The organism is Citrobacter braakii, assembly GCF_002075345.1.
In the GTDB taxonomy this organism is placed as follows: domain Bacteria; phylum Pseudomonadota; class Gammaproteobacteria; order Enterobacterales; family Enterobacteriaceae; genus Citrobacter; species Citrobacter braakii.
Genome location: NZ_NAEW01000021.1, coordinates 36,465 through 48,207 on the forward strand (window position 1 = coordinate 36,465; position 11,743 = coordinate 48,207).

Genomic DNA, 11,743 nt, shown 5'->3' on the forward strand with positions numbered 1-11,743 from the left:
CAACGTCCCGAACAGGCCAGCTATATCAGTGCTTCACAATATACATTGTGCGGCTATAAGCCACATCTTCAGGGTTAGTAATCGGATACCCTTTCAGCCACGGTTTAATTAAACGCCCGTTGGTGTACTGATAAATCGGCGCAATGGGGGCCTGTTCCATCAGAATGTTCTCCGCAGCGTTATAATCAGCATTGCGTGCTTTCTGCGTATTCTCCAGGGTTGCCTGGGTCAACACTTTATCGTACGCCGGATTATTAAAGCGGGAGATATTGCCCGTATGGGTTGATGTTAATAGCGACAGGAACGTAGATGGCTCATTGTAATCGCCCACCCACGAGGCGCGGATCACATCAAAATTACCGGTATTGCGGCTATCGATATAGGTTTTCCACTCCTGGTTTTGCAGTTTCACGTCAACGCCGAGATTTTTCTTCCACATAGACGCGACAGCAATAGCAATCTTCTGATGATTTTCAGAGGTGTTATACAGCAGCGTCAGTTTAAGTGGTTTCTGTGGACCATAGCCCGCCGCACGCAGCAGCGTTTTCGCCTGAGCGTTCAGCTCTTCCTGACTCATTTGCTCAAACGGTGAAGGTTCCGGCACAAACCCTGCCGTTACATCCGGCGTAAAATGCCATGCGGGCTTTTCGCCGGTACCCAGAACTTTCTCCGCCATCAGGCGACGATCGATAGTCATGCTGAGCGCCAGGCGCACGCGTGAGTCGGCAGTCGGTCCCTTCTGGGTATTAAAGGCATAGTAGTAAGTGCCAAGCTGCGGCGGGGTGTAAACCTGGCCCGGGATGTCCTTCAACAGTTTCTGATACATGTTTTTCGGGAACGACTCGGTAATATCGATATCACCAGCAAGATAGCGCTTGGTCGCTGCCGATTCCTGGTTAATAGGCAGGAAGGTGACTTTTTGCAGCACCGTTTTGGCGTTGTCCCAATAATGCGTGTTCGGCACAACGTCCAGTTTTTCGTTCACCACGCGATCTTTGAGCACATAGGCGCCGTTACCAATTAGATTGCCTGGTTTGGTCCAATCTTTACCGCTCTCAACGTTAGCTTTTTGTACCGGATAGAAAGCAAAACTCGCCGTCAGATTAGCAAACCAGGGCAGCGGTTTATCCAGTTGGACCTTCAATGTACGCGCATCGATCGCGCTAACGCCGAGCTTATCTGGCGAGGCTTTTCCATCGATGATCGCCTGTGCGTTGTTAATACCCGCCAGCGCAGCAAACCAGGCAAACGGCGACAGCGTTTTCGGGTCAACCAGACGCTGCCAGCTATAGACAAAATCCTGCGCCGTTACCGGCGTACCATCTGCCCATTGCGCATTGTCGCGCAGCGTAAACGTCCAGATACGGTTATCGTTGCTTTTCCACTGAGTGGCAACACCGGGCACAATCTCGCCCTTCTCATTCTGGTTGACCAGTCCTTCAAACAAATCACGAATAACCTGAATTTCAGGAAGCCCGACGGCCTTTGCCGGATCCAATGACGCCGGTTCGTCTTTGATATGACGCACCAGTTCTTGTTTTTCTGCCAGTACCGTTCCACTGGGAACATCAGCAGCCCAGGATAATGAAATGCTGCTTACCAATAGCGCACAACAGGTTACTGAAACAGAATGCTGCATAAAATACCCTCAATTCCGGCTACTAAGTGAATGTGTAATTATTTGTATCGCCAGCAGGAAATGCAATTAACTTTCGACAAGGAAATGATATTACATCTGAAAAGATAAGTGTGTGAAAACGATTTGATTATCCATACATTTTGCACAACACTGCGAGTAACAATCCACGCATTCAGAGATGACTATGACCGTTACCCGACCCCGTGCCGAGCGCGGCGCATTCCCACCTGGAACCGAACATTACGGACGTTCATTATTAGGCGCGCCGCTAATCTGGTTTCCCGCAATGGCGGCCGATCGTGAAAGCGGTCTGATACTGGCAGGAACGCACGGCGACGAAAACGCATCGGTTGTCACCCTTTCCTGCGCATTGCGTACGCTTAATCCTTCCTTACGTCGTCACCATGTGGTGCTGGCGGTTAACCCTGACGGTTGCCAGCTCGGGCTGCGCGCAAATGCGAACGGAGTGGATCTAAACCGTAACTTTCCCGCTGCCAACTGGAAAGCGGGTGAAACGGTGTATCGCTGGAACAGCAGCGCAGAAGAACGCGATGTGGTGTTGTTGACCGGCGAAAATCCGGGCTCAGAACCAGAAACCCAGGCGCTGTGCCAGCTTATTCACCGAATTCATCCTGCGTGGGTGGTCTCTTTTCACGATCCGCTGGCCTGTATTGAAGATCCCAGGCGCAGCGAATTAGGCGCGTGGCTGGCGCAGTCGTTTGAATTACCTCTCGTCACCAGCGTAGGTTATGAAACGCCCGGCTCATTTGGAAGCTGGTGCGCAGACCTGAACTTACACTGTATAACCGCCGAATTTCCGCCCATCTCTTCAGATGAAGCGAGCGAGAAATACCTGCTGGCCATGTCCAATCTCCTGCGCTGGCACCCTAGAGATGAAGTTGCCCGGTCGTAAAATGCAGGGCCGGCTCGGCGTCGCTGGCAAGCCAGGTAGGGCCATCAAGATCGGCAAAGTTAACCTGCGGCGTAAGGGGTAACGCCGCGCCAATCGCCCGGGAAGTGCACAGCATGCAGCCCAGCATTAGCGCAAATCCCTGCTCGCGGGCTTCGGTTGCCAGCGCCAGCGCCTCCGTCAAGCCGCCTGTTTTATCCAGTTTGATATTGACCATTTCATAGCGCCCGTGCAGCGCTTTCAGGCTGCTGCGGGTGTGGCAGCTTTCATCTGCGCAGATCGGCAGCGGATGCACAAAATTTTCCAATGCGGCATCGTCCTGCGCTGGCAGCGGCTGCTCCAGCATCGCCACCCCTAAATCAGCCAGAAGCTGGCAGCGCGCCGCCAGACCTTCTGCCCGCCAGGATTCATTGGCGTCGACAATAATCGTGGCATCAGGCACAGCAGCACGAATAGCTACCATCCGCTCGCTAATCAAGCGCGCATCCAGTTTAACTTTTAGCAGTTTCGCGCCATTTTCCCACAGTGCAGCCGCACTCACCGCCATTTGTTCCGGCGTGCCAATTACCACGGTTTGCGCCGTCGTCACCACTTCCGCCAGTTCACTTCCCACCAACTCTGCCAGTGACAGTTGCTGTTGACGCGCACTCAGATCCCACAACGCGCAGTCCACAGCATTACGCGCGGCTCCCGCTGGCAGCAGCTTTTGCAGCTCTTCACGCGTCAGTCCATTTTCCAGTTGTGGGGCAATGCTCATAATTTGCGCCAGCACTGAGGCATCGCTTTCACCATAGCGCGGATACGGTGTGCACTCGCCAATACCCGTGACGCCGTTTTCTGCCACTTCAACCACCACCACATGCGCTTCGGTTCTGCTCCCACGGGCAATAACAAAGGGAGTGTGCAGCGGCCAGGCTTCCTCATACACCTTAACTGTTCTCATTTGCTTTCCTTAATGCAGTCCCTGAAGCGGATATCCGCAAATAGCGTTTGCCGTGTTAACTGCTGATGGCATAAACTAGCCTCGACGTTAACTATATGTAAACAGGAAGATAACCATGTCACAAACCGTTCATTTCCAGGGCAACCCGGTTACAGTTGCCGGCTCAATTCCTCAGGCTGGAAGCAAAGCTCAGGCTTTTACCCTTGTGGCTAAAGACCTGTCTGACGTTACGCTGGGCCAGTTCGCAGGCAAGCGCAAAGTGCTGAATATTTTCCCAAGCATTGATACCGGCGTTTGTGCGGCATCGGTACGTAAGTTTAACCAACTGGCGACAGAAATCGACAATACCGTCGTACTGTGCATTTCGGCCGACCTGCCATTCGCCCATTCACGTTTTTGCGGCGCGGAAGGTCTGAGCAACGTTATCACGCTGTCCACCCTGCGCAACGCAGAATTTCTGAAAAACTACGGCGTAGAAATCGCTGAAGGCCCACTGAAAGGTCTGGCCGCACGTGCCGTGGTCGTTATTGATGAAAATGACAACGTCGTTTTCAGCCAACTGGTCAATGAAATCACCAACGAGCCAGACTACACTGCTGCGCTGGACGTACTGAAAGCTTAAGCCACGTCTTGCACATACGGAGGTAATGAATCTGTTGCCTCCAGCGTATTGCTACGTTCACCTCATGTTTGTCACTTCTCTGAGGCAATACGACCTGTGAACGTGTTAAGGGTACTATCGCCGTACCCTTAACAATCCCGGCTCCCGGCTGGAAAATTGCCGCTCCGCGGTCCCCTCCGTTTATTCCTCCAGGCTACCGGGCCGGGCGCGAGGTAGCGTCCCTGCAAAACGCGCCCTGAACCCGCATCCCTGCGGGTTCTCCCGGCCTTACGGAAACACGTCGGCAATTTTCAGCCGGACCAGCCCACACCTGACTACCTGCGTTTTTTATCTGAATAGCAAAACAGAGTTAACTGGAAGTCAGTGCGTTGCAGCGATGACCCCGTCCGGCTGAAAATCGATGAGGCGTTGACGGCTGACCGGGTTTGCCCGCAGGGATGCGGGCAGAGGGGACGGCCTGCAGGGACGCAGGCTCGGCCCCGACCCGACAGGCAGACGGCATAAGACGAATGAATCGCACAGCGACGATTTTCCCGCCGGGAGCCTGGGTTGCAAGGGAGGCGGCGGTGAGCCTCCCTTGCACGTTCACAGATATCTGCGCTTCAGAAAAGTGATACCACTGAGGTGAACGGAACCCTGAGCCGAAATCACATGTTCTCCATAATGCTTAACTGACAAGCATTACTCCGGCCAGGAGGCATTTTCATTTACCGCGTTACTCTTCGCTTTTTTTCTGCTGGCTCAGGCCGTATTCACGCAATTTGTTGGCAATCGCGGTGTGCGAAACGCCGAGGCGCTTGGCCAGTTTGCGCGTGCTGGGATAATTCATATAAAGCTGCGTCAGCACAGAGCGTTCAAAGCGGCTGGTAATTTCATCCAGCGATCCTTCCATCACCTCTTCTCCGACCGCAACCGTTGCCGCATCGTAATCCGGCAGTAAAATATCCTGCGGCCGCAGCTCATAGCCTTCAAGCTGGGTCAGCGCCCGGTAGATGGCATTTTTAAGCTGACGCACGTTGCCCGGCCAACCGTAGCGGGTTAACACCGTGCTGAGATCGGCAGACAACTTCGGACGCGGCACGCCCTGCTCGTCGGCGAAGCGCGCCACAAACAGTTCGGTAAGCGGCATAATATCCTGCGGGCAATCGCGTAGCGGCGGCAGATTTAGCGTCAGTACATTCAGTCGATAATAGAGATCTTCACGGAAAAGCCCTTTCTGCACCATTTCCACAAGGTTCTTTTGCGTCGCGCAAATCACGCGGACATCAACATGAACTTCGTGATCTTCTCCCACACGGCGGAACGTGCCGTCATTGAGAAAACGCAGCAATTTGGTCTGCATACGCGGCGACATTTCGCCAATTTCATCTAACAGAACCGAGCCGCCATTCGCCTGCTCAAAGAAGCCTTTTTTGCCTTCCGGGGCATGGCCAAACAACTCACTTTCGACTGCATCTTCAGGAATTGACGCGCAGTTCAGCGCCAGATACGGCTTCGACGCACGCGGGCTTGCCAGGTGGCAGGCATGGGCAAAGAGATCTTTGCCGGTGCCGGTATTACCGGTAATCAGCAGCGGCGCACTCAGTGTCGCCAACTTACGCGCCTGTTCCACTACGTGTTTCATTTTGGCGCTGACGGCAATAATCTGGCTAAACGCGCTCAGATCCTGCGTAGTCATATTTTGCAGCTGACGCCCCATCCGGATGGTGGAGCGCAGCATGACAACAGCACCAGTCAGCATCTGCTCCTGATTTTCACCCTGCAAATGGACAGGCGTAATCTCCATCAGGAAGTTCTGTCCGTTAATTACGACATGCTCGCTATGAGAATCCTGCGGATTGCTTTCGAGCCAGCGCTGGAAGTTAAACCCATTGATTAACTGGGCGGCGGTATGATTGCGCATCCGATCCTGAGTGTGCGCGAAAAGCTGACAGCTCGCAGGGTTCGCCATCTCGATTTTGCTTTTCATATCCAGAGAAAGGACCGGTTCTGGTAACGCCTCAAGCAGCGCACTCAACGCAAGATGTTCTCGTTCGGAAGGCATCCAGGGCACGGTACGCACATCCGTAACTCCTGAAATACGGCGGATTTCAGCCATCAGGCTACTGAAGTTGGTGAACTCCAGTTCCGCAAAATTGAGGTAAATCCGCCCGATGGGGTCAATCTCGATACCGCGTAAATCAATGCTTCTCAGCACCAGTAAATCGAGCAATTCGCGGGTCAGACCAAGTCGGTCTTCACAAAAGACTTCCAAACGCATAGGAACCTTCACCTGGACAAGGGATTATGTATTAAATGATAAGACAGTATTGGGTTTGCAGGAAGAACTCTGTCAACAAATATTGACAGCTCGCTGGAAAATCAGGCGCCGGGACGTAAAGTTAAACGACTGGCGCCCAATTTTTAGCTAACTTTCGCGCGGAGATTTGTTCTTTTGTAAGGTTTCTTTCACCTGACCAATCAGTTGACGGCGAAAATCGCCCAATCGTGGCTTATCGTCATCGATCCACGGTAGCGGTCGGCAAAGTTCCATGGCTTTAATACCCAGACGCGCCGTTAATAACCCCGCGCCAATACCCTGCGCGGCACGCGTCGATAAGCGGGCGGCTAAATCCTGCGACATCCAGTCCATTCCCACTTCCCGCACCAGCTCACTGGCCCCGGCAAAAGCGATATTTAGCAGCACCAGGCGGAACAAACGCAGGCGGCTGTAATAACCGAGTTCAATGCCATACAGCGATGCGATGCGATTAATCAGCCGCAGGTTTCGCCAGGCAATAAACGCCATATCCACCAATGCCAGCGGACTGACGGCAATCATCAGCGTGGACTCCGCCGCTGAACGGCTAATCTCACGTCGGGCCTGCGCGTCCAGCACCGGCTGCACAAGATGGGCATACAGGCTGACGACTTCGCGATCGTTCTGCGTTTCATGAATTGAGGCATACCAGCGCTGTAGCGCCGGATGGGACTGATCGATACCCGCCTGCTGCGCCAGCTTTTCACAAAATGCACGACCTTTTCCGGTTCCATGGCTGTGGAGCAGATCTCGCGCTTCATCACGCTCATGCGCACGCTGGCGCAAACGCCATAGCCGACGCCACTCGGTCGCAACCGATCCGACACCTGCGCCGATAATCAATGCGCCAGCGGCACATCCTCCCAGCGCGACCCAGTCCTGAGTTTGCCAGGCATTTATGGTCCATTGTACGCCCTGAGCGACAACGCTCGCGCCAAACAGCGCCAACCCGCCCATCACCATTTTGCGCCACAAACTGCGTTTGGGGCGTAGGGCCGCATCAATGACGGCCTCAGCCTGACCTTCGTCTTGCAGAGGTTCCTCCACTGTCGCCGGAGAAAAAGTCTGCGCCTCTGTTTCATTGAACATCTGCTGCGCTTTAAACGCCGCGTTTTGTTCCACGTCCAGCGGACCTGAGAAATCGATACGCGGTTTTAACGGCTCGCTCATCGCAATTTATCTCCTATTAAAAACTCCATCGCGGCATCAAGACGAATATGCGGTAAGGGTTTTTCAACATCCATAACCTGCGGGCGAAACGATTCAAACTGAAAGCCCTGGCTGTCCCAGAATGCTTGTCCAGGTAAACGCGCGGGCACTTCCCCCGGATAAACGGTTAGCGGTTCACCATCGCTCAGACGATGACCACGCAGCGCCGGGATCTTTTCGCCTTTCACATCGATCAGGCCGCTGGTGGTTGCCTGTACTGATGCCAGTCCCAGACAATCCATGCTGATACCTTCGAACGCAGCGTTTTGCCAGGCGTCCTGGATCAACTGCTGCAATAACGACACCATATTGGCGTGCTGATCGACCGTGACGTGGTCGGCTTTGGTGGCGGCAAACAGCAGTTTGTCGATCACCGGGGAAAACAGCCGACGAAACAGCGTGCGCTGTCCATAATGGAAACTTTGCATCAGTTGGGTGAGCGCCAGACGCATGTCATTAAACGCCTGTGGCCCGCTGTTGAGCGGTTGCAGACAATCGACCAGCACAATCTGACGGTCAAAGCGCAGGAAGTGATTCTTATAAAATCCCTTCACGACTTTTTCACAGTAATAATTAAACCTGTCGCGTAACATGCCCGCATTGGTGTGTTTGTCTGCCTGCGCCAGCTTCGATTCCCCCCAGGCATCAACGTCCGGCCACGGGAAGAACTGCAGCGCAGGCGCGCCCGCCATATCTCCGGGCAGAACAAAACGGCCCGGCTGAATAAAATGCAGTCCCTGCTGCTTGCACTGGTGCAGATACTCCGTCCAGGCGGCAGCGATTTCCGCCAGACGGTTTTCATCAGCAGGCGCCAGCGGATCCAACCCCTGGCATAACTGCCGCCATCTTGCCGACCATTCGCCCCGCTGTCCCTGTAATAATCCGGTCATTTGCCGCGACCAGCTGAGATAATCCTGGGCCAGCATCGGTAAATCGAGCAGCCACTCCCCCGGATAATCGACGATTTCCAGGTACAGCGTGGAGGTGTCTTTAAAGTGGCGCAGTAAAGAATCATTGGATTTGTAGCGCAGCGCGAGCCGTATTTCACTCACACCGCGCGTAGGTGTCGGCCAGGTCGGCGGAGAGCCATACAGCTGCGCCAGTCCCTCATCATAGGTAAAACGCGGAATACCAAAATCGCGTTGTGGAACCCGTTTAACGCCGAGCAGACGCTCTTCGCGCACGCAACTGAGCAACGGCAGACGCGCACCGGCATGAATATTGAGTAACTGGTTTACCATCGCGGTGATAAACGCCGTCTTACCGCTACGGCTAAGTCCGGTGACAGCCAGGCGCAAATGACGGTCTACGCCGCGATTAACCAGCGAATTGAGTTCATTTTTAAGTCGCTTCATCGCCATCCCGTTTTGCTGAAGGAACTGAAGAAATTATAACAAACAGGAAGTAAAGATAGGGGTCAATTCTTACTTATCAACTACCTGAGCTGTAACAGGCGGCATTATTCTTACCGCCTGGAGCAGAAGGAATGCGGGCGGTTTATTGATTCTCTACTTTAGGAAGCGCTATCTGATTGATGCCACCTTCGTTGGTCACCTGCGTGTAGCCCATTTCCGTCAACATATCCTTCGCCTGCCCCGATTGACGCCCGGAGTTGCAGTACAGCTTCACGGTGTCGGTCTTATCAGGAACTTCAGCAGCGATACGCGCCTTCATCTCTTTTAATGGAATGTTGACCGCCCCCTGAATATGCTGCTGTTGATACTGTTCAGGAACGCGAACATCAATCCAGTGCTCGGCTGCAAAAACCGGCATGCCGATGACCAGTGCCAACGCTAATACGCCTTTTTTCAACATAATATCTTCCTGACTGATAGTTGGATTTAACCAACACACTATACGCCAGTTCTTAAGAAAATATTGCGATCGCATTATCACCCTCTGCACCCGTGGACGAGACTTCCTCTGGTTGCGCATACTGCGGTTAGTTTTTTGATTTTTCTGCCCGCATTCCGATATTGTTGTCATTCGCCAATTAACTCCATAATATGTTCGCCATTGACTCTCGGACGGAGCTTGGGATCTATGTCTCCTACCATTTATGATATTGCACGAGCCGCTGGCGTATCAAAATCCACGGTGTCGCGCGTGCTTAATAAGCAAACCAATATCTCGCCGGAAGCGCTTGAAAAAGTGCTGCGTGCTATTGATGAGTTACAGTATCAGCCCAATAAACTTGCTCGCGCCCTCACCTCTTCCGGGTTTGATGCAATAATGGTGATATCTACCCGTTCAGCAAAAACAACCGCCGGTAATCCGTTTTTCTCTGAAGTGCTGCATGCTATTACTGCCAAGGCTGAAGAGGTCGGTTTTGATGTCATATTACAGACGTCGCGAAGCACTGAAGATGATTTACAAAAATGTGAGAGCAAAATTAAGCAGAAATTGATCAAAGGTATCATTATGCTGAGCTCTCCCGCCGATGAATCTTTTTTTGCGAGGCTGGATAAATACAACGTACCGGTCGTGGTTATTGGAAAGGTTGAAGGCGACTACGCCAATGTCTATTCTGTAGACACAGATAATTATCGCGACAGCATTACGCTAACTGATGCGCTGATTGAGAGTGGACACCGTAATATAGCCTGTTTGCACGCGCCGCTTGATGTTCATGTTTCTATCGATCGCGTTAACGGATATAAAGCCAGCCTTCAGGCGCATAATATTAAAATGCGCGATGAATGGATTGTTGACGGGGGCTATACCCATGAAACAGCCCTGCTTGCTTCGCGAAAATTACTGAGTCAGCAGCCGTTACCCGACGCCGTATTTGCCACCGACAGCTTGAAATTAATGAGCTTATATCGCGTGGCGGCTGAGAAAAATATAACCATCCCACAACAACTTGCCGTTGTGGGCTACAGTAATGAGCTGTTGTCTTTTATGCTCACGCCCGTTCCTGGGGGAATTGATGTGCCTACCCAGCAGTTGGGTGAACAAAGCTGTAATTTATTATTTAACCTGATTGCGGGCGAGAAAGGATTACAAAATATCACGGTGAGCACACAAATATCGCTGGCCGACTCACTGGTGTAAAAACTGGGGCATAAATGCCCCAGTATATTTTAGAATGCGTAGTTCACGCCTATACCAGCATAATGGAATCTGTCGCTTTCGCCTTCGTCGTGATCTTCCCACTCATAGGCATACTCCAGTGACATTGATAAACCATTCTGGAAATCATATGCATACAGTAAACCGAGACGATTGAAATTATGGCCTTCACGTTCCGGATCATCTCGCCAGTCCCAGTTTGACCAGCGATCAAGCCCCAGACGGGTATACGGCGTCAGGGTGGTATTGCCTAAAGACAACGGTAAATATGCACGAATTTCCTGGGTTGAGAACTCACCATTATTGCGCGAATCAGCCAGATTAAAGCCGCGCTCAAGGTAATAGTTGACCGTTAAGCCCACCGTTTCGTTAAACCTGTAATTCAGACCGGTCTCGCTTTCGACACGACTATCGGAGTAGCCTGTAGTATTCAAATCATTAACGAATTGATACATCGACAGCCAACCGCTAAAGCGCAGGTCGTCGGTCAGTTTAACATCCCAATCCGGCTGAACTTTCCAGCGCTGCATATTGGCGGTGTCGTTTCCTGGTTCATTGACATAGTGATAACCGTAATTACGGAAGCCACCGGTCAAACCGAAATTAACATCTTCACTTTCCAGGAATTGATAGCGGACTTCCAGTTCTGGGCGATCAAACCAGGTACCACGCTTACCATCGCTGTAATCAACCGGTCCTTCCTGATAATAGGCCAGCGATATTTTCCACGGCCCATTAGAGGCGTTGAAATAGACGGACGGCTCAGCCAGTCCATCCATATCCTCGCCCTGACCTTCAACGTTTTCTATTTCGTACATAGCACCAATATTAAAGTGCCAGTCATTATTTTCAGCAGCCTGCGCGCAGGCCATTCCTGCGCTCATAATCAGCGCAGTAGCGGACAGTAGGGTTTTCATTATTATTATATGAGCACTTCCCGTTTGCGAAGTACCGGAATACAAAAAACGAATGAGATCAGTTGCAGTTTTATATTCGACCTTATTGCAGCCTGCGCTGCGGGCCTCGATAAGATCCGCGTATCCGCACCT

At 52.3% G+C, this 11,743-nt stretch carries 10 protein-coding genes; 3 read left to right on the forward strand and 7 right to left on the reverse strand.

Annotation, left to right across the window (positions count from 1 at the left end; all coding sequences use genetic code 11):
* Window positions 1-25: 25 nt before the first annotated feature.
* Window positions 26-1,639, reverse strand: coding sequence for a murein tripeptide ABC transporter substrate-binding protein MppA (mppA, locus tag BZK42_RS24410; RefSeq protein ID WP_016153209.1), 1,614 nt, complete (start codon window positions 1,637-1,639; stop codon window positions 26-28).
* 184 nt (window positions 1,640-1,823) lie between these two features.
* Between mppA and mpaA the strand changes: the two genes are divergently transcribed.
* Window positions 1,824-2,552: a murein tripeptide amidase MpaA gene (gene mpaA / locus BZK42_RS24415; protein ID WP_080860670.1), complete on the forward strand. Its 729-nt coding sequence runs from the start codon at window positions 1,824-1,826 to the stop codon at window positions 2,550-2,552.
* Here the strand turns inward: mpaA and ycjG are convergent.
* Entirely contained in the window at window positions 2,527-3,492 is a 966-nt protein-coding gene (ycjG, locus tag BZK42_RS24420; RefSeq protein ID WP_016153211.1) for an L-Ala-D/L-Glu epimerase, read from the reverse strand. The two genes, mpaA and ycjG, sit on opposite strands and share 26 nt — an antisense overlap.
* Window positions 3,493-3,607: 115 nt before the next feature.
* Between ycjG and tpx the strand changes: the two genes are divergently transcribed.
* Window positions 3,608-4,114, forward strand: a complete 507-nt coding sequence (tpx, locus tag BZK42_RS24425) for a thiol peroxidase (protein ID WP_016153212.1) — start codon at window positions 3,608-3,610, stop codon at window positions 4,112-4,114.
* A gap of 715 nt (window positions 4,115-4,829) precedes the next feature.
* Here the strand turns inward: tpx and tyrR are convergent.
* The 4 genes from tyrR to pspE form a co-directional block, all read right to left on the reverse strand.
* Complete coding sequence (gene tyrR / locus BZK42_RS24440) at window positions 4,830-6,374, reverse strand: transcriptional regulator TyrR (RefSeq protein WP_016153213.1); 1,545 nt, start codon at window positions 6,372-6,374, stop codon at window positions 4,830-4,832.
* A gap of 147 nt (window positions 6,375-6,521) precedes the next feature.
* The gene (locus BZK42_RS24445) at window positions 6,522-7,583 is read right to left on the reverse strand and encodes a YcjF family protein (RefSeq protein WP_080860672.1); all 1,062 of its coding nucleotides are present in this window, start codon (window positions 7,581-7,583) and stop codon (window positions 6,522-6,524) included.
* A complete protein-coding gene (locus BZK42_RS24450) occupies window positions 7,580-8,977 on the reverse strand; it encodes a YcjX family GTP-binding protein (protein ID WP_080860675.1) in 1,398 nt (465 codons plus the stop codon). The genes BZK42_RS24445 and BZK42_RS24450 overlap by 4 nt, the downstream gene beginning before the upstream one ends.
* A gap of 142 nt (window positions 8,978-9,119) precedes the next feature.
* Window positions 9,120-9,437 carry a thiosulfate sulfurtransferase PspE gene (gene pspE, locus BZK42_RS24455; RefSeq protein WP_016153216.1) on the reverse strand — a complete coding sequence of 106 codons (318 nt, stop codon included), beginning with the start codon at window positions 9,435-9,437 and terminating at the stop codon, window positions 9,120-9,122.
* 228 nt (window positions 9,438-9,665) lie between these two features.
* Between pspE and BZK42_RS24460 the strand changes: the two genes are divergently transcribed.
* On the forward strand, window positions 9,666-10,676 hold the full coding sequence (locus BZK42_RS24460) for a LacI family DNA-binding transcriptional regulator (protein WP_016153217.1): 1,011 nt from the start codon (window positions 9,666-9,668) through the stop codon (window positions 10,674-10,676).
* Window positions 10,677-10,705: 29 nt separating this feature from the next.
* Here BZK42_RS24460 and BZK42_RS24465 read toward each other — a convergent pair whose 3' ends face one another.
* Window positions 10,706-11,611 carry an OmpG family monomeric porin gene (locus BZK42_RS24465; RefSeq protein WP_046274545.1) on the reverse strand — a complete coding sequence of 302 codons (906 nt, stop codon included), beginning with the start codon at window positions 11,609-11,611 and terminating at the stop codon, window positions 10,706-10,708.
* Window positions 11,612-11,743: the final 132 nt, after the last annotated feature.